At 57.1% G+C, this 16,984-nt stretch carries 15 protein-coding genes; 2 read left to right on the forward strand and 13 right to left on the reverse strand.

Annotated elements, in window-relative coordinates:
* Positions 1–114: 114 nt before the first annotated feature.
* The 9 genes from ACYX34_RS08805 to ACYX34_RS08845 all read right to left on the reverse strand — a co-directional run bounded on the left by ACYX34_RS08805 (position 115) and on the right by ACYX34_RS08845 (position 10,284).
* On the reverse strand, positions 115–1,173 hold the full coding sequence (locus ACYX34_RS08805) for a formylglycine-generating enzyme family protein (protein ID WP_462076182.1): 1,059 nt from the start codon (positions 1,171–1,173) through the stop codon (positions 115–117).
* Positions 1,174–1,177: 4 nt separating this feature from the next.
* A complete protein-coding gene (locus tag ACYX34_RS08810; protein ID WP_462076183.1) occupies positions 1,178–1,963 on the reverse strand; it encodes a VPLPA-CTERM sorting domain-containing protein in 786 nt (261 codons plus the stop codon).
* 31 nt (positions 1,964–1,994) lie between these two features.
* The gene (locus tag ACYX34_RS08815) at positions 1,995–3,869 is read right to left on the reverse strand and encodes a cytochrome-c peroxidase (protein ID WP_462076184.1); all 1,875 of its coding nucleotides are present in this window, start codon (positions 3,867–3,869) and stop codon (positions 1,995–1,997) included.
* The gene (locus ACYX34_RS08820; RefSeq protein WP_462076185.1) at positions 3,866–4,513 is read right to left on the reverse strand and encodes a DUF4082 domain-containing protein; all 648 of its coding nucleotides are present in this window, start codon (positions 4,511–4,513) and stop codon (positions 3,866–3,868) included. The genes ACYX34_RS08815 and ACYX34_RS08820 overlap by 4 nt, the downstream gene beginning before the upstream one ends.
* A 198-nt stretch (positions 4,514–4,711) precedes the next feature.
* Complete coding sequence (locus ACYX34_RS08825) at positions 4,712–5,428, reverse strand: VPLPA-CTERM sorting domain-containing protein (RefSeq protein ID WP_462076186.1); 717 nt, start codon at positions 5,426–5,428, stop codon at positions 4,712–4,714.
* A 396-nt stretch (positions 5,429–5,824) separates the two neighbouring features.
* Positions 5,825–6,538 (reverse strand): VPLPA-CTERM sorting domain-containing protein, encoded by a 714-nt coding sequence (locus tag ACYX34_RS08830; protein WP_462076187.1) that lies wholly within the window; start codon positions 6,536–6,538, stop codon positions 5,825–5,827.
* A gap of 200 nt (positions 6,539–6,738) precedes the next feature.
* Positions 6,739–8,760, reverse strand: coding sequence for a cytochrome-c peroxidase (locus ACYX34_RS08835; RefSeq protein ID WP_462076188.1), 2,022 nt, complete (start codon positions 8,758–8,760; stop codon positions 6,739–6,741).
* Positions 8,761–8,852: 92 nt separating this feature from the next.
* On the reverse strand, positions 8,853–9,284 hold the full coding sequence (locus tag ACYX34_RS08840) for a hypothetical protein (protein ID WP_462076189.1): 432 nt from the start codon (positions 9,282–9,284) through the stop codon (positions 8,853–8,855).
* A gap of 496 nt (positions 9,285–9,780) precedes the next feature.
* Complete coding sequence (locus ACYX34_RS08845) at positions 9,781–10,284, reverse strand: hypothetical protein (protein ID WP_462076190.1); 504 nt, start codon at positions 10,282–10,284, stop codon at positions 9,781–9,783.
* 371 nt (positions 10,285–10,655) lie between these two features.
* Here ACYX34_RS08845 and ACYX34_RS08850 point away from each other — a divergent pair, with 371 nt between their 5' ends.
* Positions 10,656–10,925 carry a hypothetical protein gene (locus ACYX34_RS08850; RefSeq protein WP_462076191.1) on the forward strand — a complete coding sequence of 90 codons (270 nt, stop codon included), beginning with the start codon at positions 10,656–10,658 and terminating at the stop codon, positions 10,923–10,925.
* Positions 10,926–11,077: 152 nt separating this feature from the next.
* Here the strand turns inward: ACYX34_RS08850 and ACYX34_RS08855 are convergent, their stop codons facing one another.
* The 4 genes from ACYX34_RS08855 to ACYX34_RS08870 all read right to left on the reverse strand — a co-directional run bounded on the left by ACYX34_RS08855 (position 11,078) and on the right by ACYX34_RS08870 (position 15,441).
* Positions 11,078–11,701 carry a PEP-CTERM sorting domain-containing protein gene (locus tag ACYX34_RS08855; RefSeq protein ID WP_462076192.1) on the reverse strand — a complete coding sequence of 208 codons (624 nt, stop codon included), beginning with the start codon at positions 11,699–11,701 and terminating at the stop codon, positions 11,078–11,080.
* A 260-nt stretch (positions 11,702–11,961) separates the two neighbouring features.
* Entirely contained in the window at positions 11,962–13,506 is a 1,545-nt protein-coding gene (locus ACYX34_RS08860) for a fused MFS/spermidine synthase (protein WP_462076193.1), read from the reverse strand.
* A 106-nt stretch (positions 13,507–13,612) separates the two neighbouring features.
* Positions 13,613–14,548 (reverse strand): VPLPA-CTERM sorting domain-containing protein, encoded by a 936-nt coding sequence (locus tag ACYX34_RS08865; RefSeq protein WP_462076194.1) that lies wholly within the window; start codon positions 14,546–14,548, stop codon positions 13,613–13,615.
* Positions 14,549–14,847: 299 nt separating this feature from the next.
* Positions 14,848–15,441: a hypothetical protein gene (locus tag ACYX34_RS08870; RefSeq protein ID WP_462076195.1), complete on the reverse strand. Its 594-nt coding sequence runs from the start codon at positions 15,439–15,441 to the stop codon at positions 14,848–14,850.
* An 881-nt stretch (positions 15,442–16,322) separates the two neighbouring features.
* Here ACYX34_RS08870 and ACYX34_RS08875 point away from each other — a divergent pair.
* Positions 16,323–16,853, forward strand: coding sequence for a VPLPA-CTERM sorting domain-containing protein (locus ACYX34_RS08875; protein WP_462076196.1), 531 nt, complete (start codon positions 16,323–16,325; stop codon positions 16,851–16,853).
* Positions 16,854–16,984 lie beyond the last annotated feature (131 nt).

The following is a 16,984-nucleotide window of genomic DNA, read 5'->3' on the forward strand; positions in this document are numbered from 1 at the left end:
AAGAACGGAAGAATGGCGATGAGCAGTAGGCGCGGGTGAGGCTCTGGTTTGTACAAGTCCAGCCGACGATACGGTGTTAAACGCCAGTCGCAATCGGGCCACGCATGACGATCGTTAAGCAGTCATGGTTCTTCGCCGACACACGAAGCCGATCAGTCCGACTAGACTACTTCCGAACAGCCAGGCTGCCGTGGGGAGCGGCACGACATTGATCGGCCCGAGACTGACGAGGCGGAAACCGAGGCTGCTGCCTTGCGTCAAAGGGTTGTGCACGCTGCTGGATGTGGAACGCAGTGTGTGTTCTTCTAGCCACAAGGATCCACCACGAATGATGCGGTTCGAGCCGGATGGGGTCTCCGTCCATTCGTAAATGTTGCCGCCTTGATCGGAGGTCCCGTAAGGACTCGCGCTTTCCGGACCGGCGCTGCCGACGGTGGTGACATGGCCCAGCGTGCCGGTGTCGTCCCAGTTGGCGCCGAAGTTGTAGTTGGCGACGTTCGCGCCGGGATTGGCAATGTCGCCGGTTGGCGTGGCGACGGCGACAGTGGGGACACTGTCGCTGCTGGTCGGATAGAGAAAATAGTTCCCGGTCGGGCCGTCGTTTTTGTGGTATGCGGCTTTGTACCACTCGTCTTCGGTGGGGAGGGCGACCCAGTTTGTTCTATGGTGCGGGTCTGCTCCATGGATTCCTTGGGAGGCGATCGTGTCGGTTCCGTTGAAGACATAGAAGCCGTTCTCCGTGTCGCCGGTCATCGCCCAATTGGCGAATCGTGCCGCATCGTGGAATGTCACGTAGTTGACCGGCTTGTCGCCGTAATTGGGTTTGGCGGAATATTTGGTCCCATCTGAAGCCGTCGGAGTCAAGTCGATACCGCCTTTGACGACGGCGAAGCCAGTGGAATTCGACATGCTGGGGTTATACACATCATGCGGGTTGCTGCCGGTCGGATCGACTGCATTTAAAAACGAGGCGTACTGCGCGTTCGTCACCTCGGTATTAGTGATGTGGTACGTATACCCGACAGCGCCTCTTCCGGTCCGGGCGTCGGGAAGATTCCCGGTGTTGCTGATCACTACCGTATCAAGCTCAAGAGCTTCTGTTTCAACGGATAGCATCAGGCATGATGCCCCGGCAAATACCGCAGCCACAGTGATCCACGGAGTCACTTGCATAGCGCTACCTCTGGGTTACGGCCCGTCGCCGCGACAGTGCTGCAAGTCCGGTCACTCCGCTACCAAACAGCCAAGCGGCGGCGGGGAGCGGCACAGGCGTCACGAAAGAAAAGGTGCCCATGGGCTGGCCGATATCGGAGGTGGTGAAGAAGGCCGAGGCGACTTCAGGGCTCCACTTCAACGTGCCGGACAAGGAGAGCGAAAAAGGATTGCTTGAGACGGTCACGTTGGTGAGGTCCCAACCCGGAATTGAGAACCCATAGTTGTTGACGAGGTACCATCCAGAGCCGCCTGCCGCATTGCCGACGCGCGTCGCATCGTACTTCAATGCATAATCGCCCGATGCAAGGAAACCGGGGAAGTTACCCATAAACCGCATGTCGCCCCCTAATCCGATCTGGCCGCTGGCCGTGCCGGTGAGGTTACTTGGATCGTAGCTGAAGTTCGTCGCTTGGATAGCTCGACCGGCAGGATTGGTGACGGTCGCGCCGGTGACGTCATATGCCAAGCCGGTGGCCGGAATCTCCCCAGTGCCCTGTACGAGATCCGCAACGCCCGGCGTGTTGATCTGCGTGGCAGTCAGTGACGCCGACGCCGGGGCATTCCAGAATTCCTCCAGGTACAGGGAGGGAGGCGTCCCGCTCGGGTTCGAGATCATCTGAGCCAGTGCATCACGGTTCAGATTCATCGTGAACGTGCCGCTGGTGATGGAAGCGGCTTGCGTGAACGCGGGGACGAAGGTCGTCAGCATGGCAAGGACGACTACCCAAATGCATTTCTCCGAGCTCATGTTTCCTCCATAGTTGATAGCGTGTTGATTGTCACGGCTCTAAGAACTTCTTCTGCGGCGCGCCGCCCAACCGGCCGACCGCCGGAATTTCCATTAGTTGATCGCCGGGCATGATCATGCGCGGTGCACCAGGTCCGTTCGGAATGAACAACTGTGGATGATCGAACGGCGCCTGTTGAAAGCGCACACGTTCGTCGGTGAGCGAAAGAAGAAAGGCCAGGAGCGCGGCCTTTTCCTCGTCTGTGAGCCCCAAGATCGACATGAGCTCGATTTGTGTGCCGTCGAGGGTGACCATGCCTTCGTGAGCATCGCCGGCCCGGTTGTAGAATTCGATGACAGCAGGCAGATCGGCTTGGCCCCCGTTGTGAAAATAGGGCGCTGTGAGCTCCACATTCCGCAACCCAGGCACTTTGAAGGCTCCATCCACGACAATCGGTTCCGGTGGAGGGGGGCTCAGACGTTTGACAGTGGAAAGCCAATTCCCGAGACCATCCTTTGTCCCAAGGCTCAAATCTTGAAGCGTTGCCAGCACACCGATGTTGTTGAAGCCGCGGTCCATGGCCTGGGCATCGCGGATGCGGGTGGGACTGGCCCGCACTTGACGAACCGAGGCACCAGTGAGTTCGGCTCCTTCGTGACAGGTGATACATTGGCCACGGGCCTGGCTGCGAAAGAGGTCCACACCCAAGATGGCCTGAGAACTAATGGCATTCGGATTACCGTCCATAAACTGATCGTAGGGTGAATTGTCGGCAACGAGCGTGGCTTCATACAGCTGAATGGCCAACCCGAAGAACAGAGAGAAATTGTATTGCATCAGCGAGTAGTTGTTCGGTCCTGCCGATCCGGAGGGCGGGTCGATCACGGTTGGAGTTCCGTCAGTGCCAATCCGAATGAGTTTGGGTGAGTCCCACCACTGGCGATGAAACGCCGCTTGAATCAGTTCCGGGTATCCTATGGTGCTCAAGCCTTTCTGGGGCCACCGGCTTAAGGAACCGAGCATGCTGTCTTCCGGATGCACAAGCTGGAGCGCCAGCGGACGAAGGTTGGAGGCCGGCTGGCCGGGAATCTGGTAGCGGGCGAACTTCTTGCCGATGTCCCGCATCGTCCGGCCGCGGGCAGACATTTCATCCCCGCTCACCGGCGGGACGACCGCTTGCGATGCAAGGCTGGCATCTTCCAGTCGAACCTGAACGGCAACTGGACTATTGGGGTTGTCCGCCCGGAAGACACGGGCGTTCGGATCTCGATCACCCATCTCGTTCACGCCATTAAAGACATTGTCCGCACGCCCATCCCAGAACTGGCGGTGATTAAATACCGCGTTGATGACGGTCGGAGTATTGCGCGGCTCGACCCGGCGCACGTTCGTCGACCCCACCCGAAATCCATCCGGGTCCGGCTCCGGGTGTGTGAGATCAGCCGGGCCGTTTCCGACGCCGAGGAACATGGAGTTGCGGATACCCTGTGAGGACATGACGTCATTGGAGAGGGGAAAGAAGGGGAAATCCGAACCCGTCACCTGTCCCATCGGACCGAGGTTCCGATGGAACGTCGTGTCGGGATTCGGCGCGCCGGTTTGTGTGATGCGCTTCAGGCCTGGCGAGAGCTGATTCTTGGAGCGAGTATCTGCCATACCGGAACTGAAGTGGCAGCTCGCGCAAGCCGTTGCGCCGTCGCTGCCGACCTGCATATCCCAGAACAGCGCTTTGCCAATCCGGATGGCGGCCTGTCGATCTTTCACGAAGTCGGCCAGGTTCGTCGGCTCCGGCACCGGCACGGTTTTGAGCGACGGTGGGCGGGGTGGATCGGTTGGACTGTTCACCTGGGCGAGTGCGTCGGTTGTGACTGTGAGGCCGAGCCCTATCGTGGCGACAGCGAGCAAACGAATGCTAGATCGGTTCATACCGAGTGTCCTTTCCCTCTCCACCTCCGTACCAGGGAGCCGAGGCTGACGAGTCCGCTTCCGAACAGCCAGGCCGCGGTGGGGAGAGGAACGGGCGTGAGTTGAAAATTCCCTCCGAGGAAGGCGGCGCCGTCTGTGCCCGGATCCGTCTGGCCCGGGAATCCGAAGCCGCTGCCGACAGAAGAATACCGGACATCGATCACTGTAACGCGAGGATCGACGAGGCCGTTCCCGCCGAAGAGGGACGTGGCCAAGTCCCCATCCAGATGTGATCCGATGATATATTCGATCCCTGGCGCAAGGACGGTGCTGGGCACTGGTGCAAATCGGAAATATCCGTCCAATGCGGCGTCGGTTCCGGCGGCAATTGTGGTCTGGACGAGCGGCGAGCCGCCTGAAGCGAGCCAGAGCCCGATTTGAGCAGGGCCGGCAAGGCCGTCCTGGCTTGAATCATAGACCCCGAGCGCTTCGAGCGAGGTCGGCGCTGTGACGGAGAATTTCCACCCGAGGGTCCAAGCCGAACTGTCGTATTCGAAATCAATCAGAGCGAGATCGATGGCGGCAGCCATCGTCGACGAAGGTCGGCCGATCAAACTGAGGACGATGGCCATTACCAGGAAAATTGCGATGCGCTGTACGCTCATAGGCGCTCCGGTGTTGCTGAGAGGACGGTTGAATGCAGACAAGGATCGAGTCGAGCAGGCCTAAAACCCTACAGAGTGGCTCACTCTGACTCTTATCTATCCTGGGGGAGACTCTAGCCTGACACGAGTCTCCCCCCCCAGTTCCTATCTCGGCATGCATGGTTGCCAAATAGGAATGCAGCTATGCCTTCTGTGAGGCTATGTCGACAGTTTTCGCCTGGCGAGCCCTGCCAGGCCGATCAGTCCGGTGCCGAACAAGTAGATGGCTGCGGGAACCGGAACTGGCGATGTCGACAAGCTTGCAGAAAATTCATGTAATCCGGTCTGGCCAAGAGCGAACGACGGGTTTCCTCCATAGTTGAGAGTATAGAAGCCCGGTGTTAAGACCCACGACTTCGATACAAAATCCTGCCCGGTTCCGCTGTCGGTGCCGTTGGGCCCACCGATGTTAGCCAGATGGTCGATATACGTCAGGCTGGTGGCCCAGCTGATGGCACCCGTGTTGTTCCAGGTGTGATTTGTCGCATCGGAGTTCACGTCCTCTACTCCGGAAAACAGACTGAACGCAGGAAAGAGCTGGCTTGTACCATTATGTCCCCGCTCCAGTTCCAGCGTGAGAATCGTCGGACCACTGAGGCCGGTCAGGTCGAGCGTGGTCCAGCTCGATGTATGGGTCCAGCCTTTCCCGCCAACCGGGTTTCCCGGTTCTGCCCAACTCTTGGCACCCACGCTTGCGTGGTAGTGCGCAAGGTCAAGGTCACCCATGACGACTTCCCACTCATAGGTGAGCCCAGATTGATGACCAGCGGGATTCGGCGTGACTGTCGACGCGTGAGACGGAACAGCTCCGGCCAGCCAAAGTCCTACTGCCGCGGTCACGCATATGGCACGTTTTCGCATGGCGACAGGTTTCATACAGACACTCCTTGCAAAAAGGTGAGCGGTAAAAATGTGTGAGAGACAAGCTCATACTGAGGGGGTATACCAGGGCCATGCTCGACGCTCTACTGATCGCAGCTAGTGCTTGCTACAGAAGTGATGAAAAACTATTCCCGGTGCCACGAAGCAGGTTCCGAAAAGAGAAAATATTCCAGCCCCGAATGTTGCGGAATTTAATTGGATATCTGTTGGGCATCAATGGATCGTCAAGACGCTGGACAGGCTCAGTGCCAAGTAAACTCAGGCGTCGAAGAAACTGAGGAGGGATTGCTGTTGGAGCGGAGAGCAATTCAGGTTCAGCCTGAACCGACTCTCCGCTCCGTCCGCAGGAGGGAATCGGTCGGTTATCATAATACGACCGCGTTGCTAGACCTAGGCCGACTGCCGTCGCCTGGCGAGTTCCACAAGACCGATCAGTCCGCTACCGAAGAGCCATATGGCAGCAGGGACCGGTACTGGTGAGGTTGTCAGTGTTGCTGTGAATGCGTGCGTGCCGGTCTGGCCGAGAGCGAATGAGGGGTTCCCTCCGTAGTTGAGGGTATAAAGACCAGGGGTCAACACCCATTGCCATGAAACGGCATCTGACCCTGTTCCGCTATCAGTCCCGTTAGGTCCTCCGGCATTGGCCAGGTGATCGATATGCGAGAGATTCGTCGCCCAGCTGATGTTGCCCAGGTTGTTCCAGGTGTGATTCGCCGTGTCGGCGTTCACGTCTTCCACACCGGAAAATACACTAAATGCGGGGAATAGGGACCCTGTAGCGCCTCGACTTAAGGTGAAACTGAAGAGCGTGGGGCCGCTTGTACCGGTGAGATCCAAGAGGGTCCAGTCGGAGGTGTGGGTCCAGCCTTTCGCACTGGCTGGGTTTCCTGGTTCCGCCCAACTCTTGGCGCCGACTGAGCCGGTATAGGTGGCGGAGTCGCTGCTACCCATGGCCACTTCCCACTCATAGGTCAGTCCGGATTGATGACCGGCCGGATTCGGAGTTACCGTCGAGGCGTGAGACGGTACTGCTCCGGCAAGCCACAGTCCTATCGCGGCGAGGGTCAAACAAGAAGACCGCTTTCTCATAATCAGTGACTTCATATAATCACTCCTTGCGTAGAGGTGATGGTTAAGCAACTGGTGAGGGAAGGTCCCTCCTGATAGGAGTTGGTACCAGATCAACCCCGACTGATCTACCGATCCATTCCTGTGCATGCTACAGACGTGATGAAATCATCTCGTCGAGATGACGAAGCGTTTCTTGCTGCGGTACGGTATGTGATCTACCAATTCGATATTCCTCAGTGCGCCCCGAAGACTCCTTCGAGGAATCCAGGAAGTGGTGGACCACCGGCTGCACCTGTCATTGGAATTTCCAGTAAGTCATCCTTCGCGAAGCCATCTTTACCGCGCTCGACTTGATGCTGATTCCCTACATGGCCGTTGGGGACGAACAATTGCGGGTGATCGAACGGCGCTGCGGCGATCCGCACTCGCTCGTCTGTGAGAGTTTCAAGCCAGGCCACTACGGCATCAGCCTCGTCAGGATTCATGTTGGCGACCCCAAGCGGCTCGATCGGCGTACCATCTCGTTGCGTGATCGGTGCGACGTTTCCTCCGCGGCTGTAGAACAGTACCGCCTCGCGCAGCGAATGGGTATCTCCGTTGTGAAAGTAGGGAGCAGTCAACGCGACGTTCCGCAGCGAGGGCACTTTGAACGCGCCTTCGAGGCCGAATCCCTTTGTCACCGCCGCGCCGTCGAAGCTCGCCGGCGGCGAGTCGGGGAAGAGGCGCTTGCTGTGCGAGAGTGGGCCGAACGCATCGCTCGCGCCCACGCCTAAGTCATCCTCAGTGGGCCGTACACCGATATTGTTAAAACCCTTGTCGATGACGTTGCCGTCGCGGTTTCGCACCGGACCATTGGCGGCCAAGCCAATGCGCCGGACCGAGGCGTCGGTGAGTTCGGCACTTTCATGACAGTTGCTGCAACGTAGATTATTGGGACCTCGAGTCCGGTCGTTGAACAAGTGGGCGCCGAAGAGCGCAAAGCGGGTAATGTGACTGGGATTGCTGTTGCTCCAAGGATTGAGCGCTGGATCGGACGCGTTTGGATGTTGGCGTCGGAAACGGTCCCAAGGCGTGTCATCGGAAACCAGCGTGGCCTCATACATCTGGACGGACAGCCCGAAGAAGAGCGCGAAGTTGTATTCAATCAACGTATATTCCTCGATCGCTCGATTTCTGTCGGGGCGATCGACGATCGACACGGTCCCGTCCTCGGCCACCTGAATGAATTGGCCGCTTTTCCAATACTTCTCCTGAAAGGTCTCACGGATCATCTCGTTATACGATTTCACGCGGAGACCTCGCTCGGGGTATCGGCTGAGCGGCCCCAAGACGCTGTCTGATGGATCAACCAGTTGTTGTTGAAGTGGATGCGAACCGTGGACGCGCTTGCCGAGTTGTCGGCTGCGCTTGCCTTTGCGAAGATCGCGCGCGATGTCTTGCGCGGTGCGTCCAGGGGAAGCCATCTCGATCTCGCTCACGATCGGCCCCACCGCCTGCGACGCGAGACTGGAGTTCACCAGCGCCACCTGGACCTCGACGAGGTTACCGCCTATCGACGCCATCACACGAGCTTCCGGATCCCGGGCACCCAGAGGATTTACGCCGTTGAAGGTATTCTCGGCGCGGCCGTCCCAGAATTGGCGGTGATAGAACACGGCGTTGATCACGGAAGGAGTGTTTCTCGGTTCGACTCGACGAGTTTTGAGTCGGCCGACCTGGTAACCCAGCAGGTCTGGGCCCCGGTCGAGATACGGGACGCCTTGGGAACTCACGACATCATTACTATCGGAACCTTGGTCAAGCGCGCCTCGCTGTCCGGCAATCACAAGGCGAGTGAGCGGGAACTCCGAGCCGGTCAGTTGGTAGTTCGGCCCGCCCACTCTGAAATTCAGGTCCTGTTGCGGCACATGTTTGAGGCCAGGTGAAAGCTGATTTTTTGAGCGCGGGTCCGCGCCGGCGCGAAAGTGGCAGCTGGCGCAGGCCTGAATCCCATCGCTTCCGATCTGCATGTCCCAGAAGAACGCCTTGCCTAAGGCGATCGCCGCCTGCCTATCCTTCACATACTCCGCCAGGTCCTGGTCGCTGGGACCGGGAATCGGCACCGTGCGCAGATCGCTCGGCAGATTCGCGAGGTCGCTCGCCGACGGTGGGTTCAGGACACGAGGAATCGTGCCGTCACCGGTCAATGCGTAAAGAGTGGATGTACACAGAATGGACACGATGCCAAGACTGATTGATAGTGGTGTGCCTGTCATAAATCCCCCAGCGTTTTCAGCCTCCTGAAACCTGTGCAAGGAGCTTTACTGTCGTCGGTATCACTGCGCGCAGGACGAAAAACGAATGAAGGTTACTGCTTCACCCCGTTGGCCGTGCCGAGAGCGCCAAACGTGTTTTCCCAGCGGCCGACGAAGGATTTCTTGTTGCGATGGAGTTGCAGGTCAAAAGCGGAGACGAACGGTCGCCCGAATGGGGTGAAATCCATCGTCAACCGAGCGGAGCAGTCTTCCTTCACGGTCGCTTCACCCCTGAATTGTAGTCCGGTCAAGGGATGTCCCTGTTCGTCCTTCAACGAAAAGTCACAGATGCCTTCGACCTTTCCGCTTTCCACCGAGAATTTACAGACACCGGTATGCGGATTCTTCAGGACTTCGTTTTGGTAGGAGACCCAGTTCCCTCGGAGGTCACGTTTCTGGCAACGGCCTTCTTCCTCGAAGAACGCGTGGACCTGGCTGCAGAGGATGAGCGACACAACGGTGGTGGGAAATATCATGCGTTTCATGACACGACTCCTCTTTAAAAGTGGTTCAGTGACTATTCCTTGAGGAGAAGAGTGTTATCAGGACTTGGAAAGCTTTCGCGAGCGATGGCTGCTGTCGGATGCAACAGATGCGACGGAAAATGGCTAGGGCCTTCGGGTGATCAGGAGTAAAATGCGTACAATAGTAGTGCGGGTAGGTGTCCTGCTCACGATGCAATCGGCGCGGCTGGTCTGTGGGCCGTAGGCAAGGTGCCCCCGTGAAAGGGCTTGAGACTCGAGTAGACCTATGAGTCCAGCACCTTAAACACGGGTTGGCGGGGAGTCGTCTTGCGACGACGGGCTCGGTGATGTCTGTTGGGACTCCGGTTTTCCATAATTGTCGGATCGATCAGCTCACCACACGTCAGGCAGCGCCAGGCACGTATGTCATCGGGTTTTCCACCTTGTATGACATCCACTGGATCGAGTGGATCGATCGGGTACATGAGACCCTGGCAGCGCCGACAGGTTACCCGATCTATGCTTTGGCCTCACGATAGACCGTGCGTTTGTACACGCGGTTCTCGACAGCCCGGCTGGAGGAAGGGGCCGGCTCTGTGTCTGGAAAATTGAGTGCTGCTGCCGCACTGAGTTCCGACTGGAGTAGGCGACCGATATACGTCAACTCGACAGGCTTGATGGGAAGGTGAAGATGGCGAAGGGAGCCGTCATTCGGGAGGTCTGTCTGGTCTCGGCTGGTCGGACCTCCCATAGTGATGATCGGTACATGAGGAGAAGTGGTCTTGATCCCATGGAACAATCTCTGTAGGGCGAGTCTGGTGACCGGCTCGGAAGCACTGAATCCGATAAAGACGGCCTGCGGAGAGAGGTCACGACACTCCTTGATGGCCGTTTCCATCGAACGGATCAGCACCGCCTGGTAGCCATGTGCCGCGAGCCAATCGGCAAGCTTGATTCCATACTCCAGATCGGAGTCCACGATCATGACGCAAGGTCGCTTCTTGGTCGATGGGGTCTTCATTAGTCGTTCTCCTATTGGCTTCACCATCCCCACTACATTCCGTAAGGTATCGACATGCCGGAGCGAAGAGGGTTTCAACGCCGCTCATACCTTGTTTTGCGTGGGCTTGTGCCTGGCACGAACGGTATGAAACCATAGGACGCTCAGGATAGGCTACCGAACGGCGCTGATCACTGCACCAGATATGATGGAAATTTCTATCGAGAAGGGTGGAACGGTCTTGAGACTTTCAATGGTGTCAAATAAGCATCAAAGCGAATGATGAGATCCAGTTTCAGCAAGGCTATTCAACTGCTGTTGACCTCGAAAATGTCGTCACATCTGTAGCGCGTTGAGCGGTATCTCGTAGCCGTTAGGTCGGTGCGGCGAGTATGCTCGGCGATGAGGGTGGTGGAGATCTATCGGCAGATGCAGTCCTATCGAGACTGTGCCTAACCGCTGAAAGTGGTGGAGGTGAACAAGGTGGTCACAAGTATGGAATTCGTGAGTCGGGGTTTGGTTGTAGGAAACGTGAGATACTGGAGCTGATTCGTTCGGTGGTCCTGGCGATCGGCTTCCTTGTGATGGCTCCGTTCCTCGGTGTCGCGGAGGCTTTCTCTCACGATGCTCGGTATGAAGAAGATCTGTCGGACGAGTGGTAGTGTCTGGCGCGCTCCCCAGGAGTACGAAACCCGCTGGGGGCATCACGGTCATCCAACGGGTTTTGTCGGAAGGCCACGGGGGCGAACTGTCTTGCCGTAGCCCCATACGCCGGTTTGCAATTCTGCCAGGGAACGTATCCATCGCTAACCCATCACACGAAAGATTTCCTTGCCCGTCTAACAATAAGGCCGGCCAATCCCGTACCAAACAGAAGCACTGCACCGGGCAAGGGCACAGCGGCGAGTTGCGCAGTCCCATTCAGAGTAAACTGCACAGTGAAATTATTCGGCAGTCCCGGCACTCCACTCAAGCCGTGTGACCAGGTCAAGCCGGTGAAGGCGTTCGTGAGGGTATTGAATGTCCCGATGGCGTTCCCACCGAGGTTTGCATTCAACCCACCGACAGGAATCAACGGTCCAGTGAGCGTGGCGAACAAGGTGCTGAGGTCGGCCGTGATGGTGGTCCCGCTCGTGCGGCTGCTCGGGAAGGGATTCGGTCCACTGGTGAACAGCGAAAACGTATATGGACCGACGGGAAGAGGCGCGATGATGTTCGGCAGGGGCTGATATTTTCCCATAACGATCTGCCCGTTCCGCGTGAAGGTGTTGGAGAGCACCGTCGTGCTGCCGTTTTTTACCGTGATCGAACCACCTGTGAAATCAAGTTCGGTCACGGTCAGCGCCTCGGCTGGAGACCATGCTCCCCAGAGGATTGTGAACAGTGCGAGGGCAATCGTGAACGATGCGGAGCCCTCTCGAAAGCATCTCTTTCTCATCGTGTCGTATCCTTTCTTGCCGAGACCTGTGCGTCGGCCGTCGCTCTGTCTCCTGATGATATGCTGCGTGCTCGTGTGTGTATGGGATGGATCACACGATCGCCACAGCAGCCGATGAACGCGGTGAGGATATCCGACTCGTCCTACGGCTACTACTTAACGGTACCGATGACTGCAACACATGTGACGAAAACGAAGGGCGTGAGAAGGAGTCTGATTGATCGAACGAGCGATATCTCGGCCGGTACCCGGGTCATGGGTTACCGCAGCAGCAGGTCGAACGCAACTCGCTCTATGAAATGTTTGCGGTAGGTTTCCGCCTTGCGCACCTGACGGCTTTCCATCGGGTTGTAATCGTCGGTGATGACGAAGCCCTCCGCAGCCATAAACTGATGTTCATGGTTCACAAGCCATTGAACGCGTAGATCATCGAATGATGGTCCGATGGCAAGCGGATGTTCCGAGGCCAGGAAGATGAAATCGGTAAAGTCGGCCTGGTCGGTGACGAATGCCTTGAGGTGAGGAAACACCGTCTTGATGGTTCGATAGACGGCCGCGACTGCTTCCGAGCCCTCTCCTGTTCTAAATCCCACATAGTTGAGCGCGAGAATTCCATGCTCGTTTAAGAGACCACGCAGTTCGCGCATCATCTCTTGCGTGAGCAGGTGGGTCGGCTCGGCGCCTCCCGTAAAGCAATCATGAATGATGAGGTCGTAGCGACCGGGAAGTTGCTTGATCTCATGCCGTGCATCGCCAACGAGGAACAACCCCGTCGGCTCGAAATGAAACCACCGGCGTGCACCTTCGGCGACCGCCGGATCGATCTCGATCGTGTCCGTGACGATCCCCTTCGTTTCCAAGTCACGTGCGACATGGCCGCCGCCAAGTCCGATCAACAGTGCGCGGGTCGCTGTTCGATGAACGGTCGGCAACAGGCCGATGATTTCCTGGTAGCCAAGTAAACTGCGATTCTGATTCAGATCAACGGCGCTGAGAACTGATGCATCGGACAGCATGAGACGATAGCCGTGCCGGTTGTCGTCCACGACACGGACCCATCCGTAGAGGCTTTCTGTTTCGGATCGGATCGTGAATCCCTCCACGTTCGTAGCGGGTACCGTGCCACCCGCAGCGGCACCGATACCGACCGTCGCTGCAAGGACGGGGAGTACGATGAGCAACCGCGATGGAGAAGTCATGGATCTCTCGTGCCATGCGACGGCGAGGGCCGAGGCACCAAGCGAGAGGCTGAGAGCAGAGATGATCGCTTTGGTCCCGAACTCCGGTAAAAGATAAAACCCCAAGAGAAGCGTGCCAGCGACACTTCCGACGGTGCTGACGGCATAGACGGAGCCGGCGATTGTTCCAACTCCGCCCAGGTCGTGAGTCGTCCGTTTGATGACATAGGGCCCTACCATGGCGAGCGCGGTCAACGGCAACAGAAACAAGATGAGTGCGCTGATGAAGGCACCGACACGAAGGCCGAGGTGGTCGGTCATGCGAAGGACCGGTCCGTTCAGAAACGGAATGAGGATGGTCGTGAAGGCAGAGAAGGCGATGATGTGCGACAGCCGGAGACTCGATACTCGATCGGCCAAGTACCCCCCGAGAAAGTATCCGGCTGCCAGCGCAATGAGGGTGACGGCGATGAGAGAGGACCAGACATACAGGCTCACGCCATAGAACGGTCCGATGAGCCTGGTGCCGAGGAGTTCCAAAATCATCACGGCGGCACCGGTGACCATGACGATGGCGTAGAGGAGGCGAGGACTGGCGGGAGTTCTGGTTGACACTGCTTGGTTCATGACATCTCATGTGGGTGAAGAATAAATGAACAGGGGAGCTGACGGGCCGTGCCCGCCAACTCCCCCTTCGATCGGACTCGGCAGTCAGCCGAGTCCTCGTCGCTACTTACCGGGATGCACGCCGCCGCGCGAGCGCGACGATACCGGCGATGCCGCTCCCAAATAACCAGGCGGCAGCCGGAATCGGTATAGGTGATACATTGAACTCAATGCCTAAGGTCCTTGCCAGCCGAAGGTTACTGTAGGCTGTGGCGTTGGCAGATCCAGCTGCCACCTGCTCTGCCGTACAGGATGCAGACACGGCCGTGCAATAGTTCCCACCCGTTGCAATGGCAGCGTTCAAGAGTGCAGCTGTATCATTGGCGTTCGCTCCCCCGACGACGAGGCTATAGATGCCGGGGCCGAGTGTATATGTGCCGGTCACCGTGTTGCCGGAGCCGTTGGAGCCGGACAGGCCTGTGTACTGCAGCGTATAGGCTTGTCCGGAATCATTCGCCATCGTGAAGTCCGCGTTGGAGCGATACTGTCCCCAGTGTTGGGTACTCAGCGTGCCACCATTGGCTGTAATCGCAGTATTGGCTGCGGCGAACGGCGACCAGCTGGCGAATCCGGTCTGTGCTCCGATGTAGGAGGCAGGAACGGTCGCCCCATCATGAACCGCATTGAGGGCTACGCCTTGAAAAAGGGAATATCCGGGATTCAAGACCCCGTTGCCGTTCGTGTTGTTACCGGTGAGGGTGAAATTGACGGTGGAGGTCTGGGCTAAGTTGAAGTAGAGGAATCGGTTGTCGTGGCTGTTTGCCCAGGTGGTCGAGTTCTGGCCGGCCAGCCATCCCGCGTTGCTGGATACCGTGCGGTTTGGATTGGCATTGATGATGCCGGTGCCGTTAGCCCCGGTGACTGGATCAATAATTGATGAATCGGAGAACAGTGATTGGCCATAGCTGACGTGCGCCGAGGCCTGCCCGACCGTTCCCGCAAGTCCGAAGACCGACAAGATCGCGGCGGTGAAAGAACGAAGTACGTGAGAGCGAGCACTCATAGTGCGTCCTCCTAATGAAAGGTGAGTGGCGCCCGGTCTGTGAAACGAGCGCCAGAGTTTACCGACCGTCATCGTGTGGAGGAGCGTAGCGAAATTGACGCAAGGTGGTCTACTGAAGCGTGCTACCTGTGCTACAGATGTGACGAAACCGCGCAAACCATTCTCTGCAGTGGCGGTAACTTTTGGCTGCCGTCACAGGTGAAACATGCCTGTGTCTGCAAGAGAGCACAAGGAACACGACTAGGTTTTCAGAATGCTCGTTCCAAGAACATACGAATATCCGGTTGACGAGAGCTGGTCTACAAGGATCGACGTTGGCGCAAAAACACGGCCAGTCCGGCCACTCCGCTGCCGAACAACCAGGCAGCTGCGAGAATCGGCACTGGTTGCGCATCAAGGTGCACCAACCCGCTTAGGAAAAATGAGGCTTGCCTCTCCTGTTTAGGGCCGTTGAATACCCGTTCCCAGGAGAGAAAGAATTCTTTGGTGTCGGAGTTGAAGAGGCCGGTCGCCGTTCCCCCGATATTCCACGAGCGATACATGTTCCCTCGCTCGATACCGAAGAACAACGAGGACAAGTCGACGCTGAGTGATGATCCTGAGATCACAGCGGTAGGAGCCGAGGCACCGCTGAACCCGGAGGTAAAGAGCGAGTAGGTTTTGCACGCCTTATCGAGGGACGGAACAATCTCTCCTATGGCCTGAAATTGTCCTATCTTCAACAGCCCGTCCAGACCGAGCAGTCGATCCATCATGGCGTGGTGCTTCCCCTCATAATTGACGGCTCCTCCGGTGATTTCCAGTTGCGTCACGTTCATCGCGTGAACCGGAGCTGACAGAGAGAAATAAATACTCAGCATCGCAAATGCGAGAGCGAACACCATTCGATTCATGGAACACATCCTTTCATGACCTGATCGAATTTTTTAATTAAGAGTCATACGCATTCGAGCAGGAAGAAAGCGTATCGGAAGCCCGAATGCGGCGTCCACTCGGATAGCCACGGATGCTACAGATGTGACGGAAAATGTCGCTGTCTCAAGCCCAAATGCGGTGGAAGTCTACCAACGGGAAACAACAGGTACTACAAGTGCAACAGGAATATGGTCCTAACCGATGTCTCTTTTATCGGCTCGATCGGCAGAGGCCTACGATCGGAACCGCAATTTTCCGTTGACCGGTGAAAGGCATGAGAAAGTCGGTCCATTGTTGTTGAGCTGCGAAATCCTCATCGATACCTGTACTCAGGTATTAGGCATGCGCAGATAGCCATTATTGCGGAGTGTTCTATTGCGATCGATTACGTCTGCGTCTAGTTCCATACTCGCCCTATGGATTACAAACATTCTGGAGAGCATGGACACATCAGGCGTCGAGAGGATGGAGGGGATGATAGGGAAGGACGGATGCTCATCTGTCTCCGGCCCTGTGGGGTCAAGATGTGGCAGGACACAGCGCAGAGGTCTGAGAATTATGGCCCCCTATACCGCTGTCATCTCGGTTCTGCTCATTCAATGGCTCCGCGAGGTACGCAGTGGACGTCATTGCTTCACCTCGATATCTGACTCCAACCAGGACGGCTCTTTCGCTGTTTGCGTAGAAGCATCGAAGGAATCTCTTCCCGCACCGGCATTTCTTGTCACATTTGTAGCATCCGGTGCCATGATCGGTAGACCAGGTTCGTATCTGGAGACTATAACCGTACCCATCATGAAGATTCTGAAATCATAGGGAGGGTCAAGTCGTTACTCACCTTCATACAAAGGAGTTTGCCATGAGACGTAGTCAGAAGCTGAAGACAGCCATTGCTGGCCTTGCTGCGGCAGGGGCACTCGTGTTGGGTGCGACGGCACAGGCGGTCACACTCGATGCGGGTATATTTGGTTCTAACCTCGGTGACCTTGGAACGGCCAGCAATCCGGTCGTGATCAATGTCAATAACCCACCGTCCGGTCTTTTCCTGGATACGATCAATTTTGATCTTGGGAGTTGGACGCACTTCAATATGACCTCGACAGCTCCAAACATTAACTTCTTCGGCGCACCGATTTTTGAGAACGTCAACGATACGGAGGTTGTGCCTGCAAGTCCCACCCATGCCAGCGTGGCCTTGGCCAACCTCGGTTTACCAAGAGATTATCATTTGCATCCGCAAGGTCAGAACTCCGGTGGTGGAACCTATCAGCTTAAGCTCTGGGGGTCAGCCAATGCACCGGTACCCATTCCCGCTGCTGCCTGGCTCTTCGGGAGCGGGGTAATCGGGTTAGCCGGACTCGCTCGGCGCAAAATGGCTGCTTCGGCGTAACACAATCGTTGGTCTGGCAGAACGGCGGCACTTCCGCCATTCTGCCCCGGCACTCCTGTGGGCGTGTCCACGAACAAAGTTGGAGGAGCACAGGAGGCCAAACGGTTGGGGAACCCCATGCGCTGGGTGTA

The sequence above is a fragment of the Nitrospira sp. CMX1 genome, assembly GCF_054902215.1.

Coding starts and splice junctions, on each gene's coding strand:
- ACYX34_RS08805 (WP_462076182.1), bottom strand. CDS start 1,173: ATGCAAGTGACTCCGTGGATCACTGTGGCTGCGGTATTTGCCGGGGCA.
- ACYX34_RS08810 (WP_462076183.1), bottom strand. CDS start 1,963: ATGAGCTCGGAGAAATGCATTTGGGTAGTCGTCCTTGCCATGCTGACG.
- ACYX34_RS08815 (WP_462076184.1), bottom strand. CDS start 3,869: ATGAACCGATCTAGCATTCGTTTGCTCGCTGTCGCCACGATAGGGCTC.
- ACYX34_RS08820 (WP_462076185.1), bottom strand. CDS start 4,513: ATGAGCGTACAGCGCATCGCAATTTTCCTGGTAATGGCCATCGTCCTC.
- ACYX34_RS08825 (WP_462076186.1), bottom strand. CDS start 5,428: ATGAAACCTGTCGCCATGCGAAAACGTGCCATATGCGTGACCGCGGCA.
- ACYX34_RS08830 (WP_462076187.1), bottom strand. CDS start 6,538: ATGAAGTCACTGATTATGAGAAAGCGGTCTTCTTGTTTGACCCTCGCC.
- ACYX34_RS08835 (WP_462076188.1), bottom strand. CDS start 8,760: ATGACAGGCACACCACTATCAATCAGTCTTGGCATCGTGTCCATTCTG.
- ACYX34_RS08840 (WP_462076189.1), bottom strand. CDS start 9,284: ATGAAACGCATGATATTTCCCACCACCGTTGTGTCGCTCATCCTCTGC.
- ACYX34_RS08845 (WP_462076190.1), bottom strand. CDS start 10,284: ATGAAGACCCCATCGACCAAGAAGCGACCTTGCGTCATGATCGTGGAC.
- ACYX34_RS08850 (WP_462076191.1), top strand. CDS start 10,656: ATGCTCGGCGATGAGGGTGGTGGAGATCTATCGGCAGATGCAGTCCTA.
- ACYX34_RS08855 (WP_462076192.1), bottom strand. CDS start 11,701: ATGAGAAAGAGATGCTTTCGAGAGGGCTCCGCATCGTTCACGATTGCC.
- ACYX34_RS08860 (WP_462076193.1), bottom strand. CDS start 13,506: ATGAACCAAGCAGTGTCAACCAGAACTCCCGCCAGTCCTCGCCTCCTC.
- ACYX34_RS08865 (WP_462076194.1), bottom strand. CDS start 14,548: ATGAGTGCTCGCTCTCACGTACTTCGTTCTTTCACCGCCGCGATCTTG.
- ACYX34_RS08870 (WP_462076195.1), bottom strand. CDS start 15,441: ATGAATCGAATGGTGTTCGCTCTCGCATTTGCGATGCTGAGTATTTAT.
- ACYX34_RS08875 (WP_462076196.1), top strand. CDS start 16,323: ATGAGACGTAGTCAGAAGCTGAAGACAGCCATTGCTGGCCTTGCTGCG.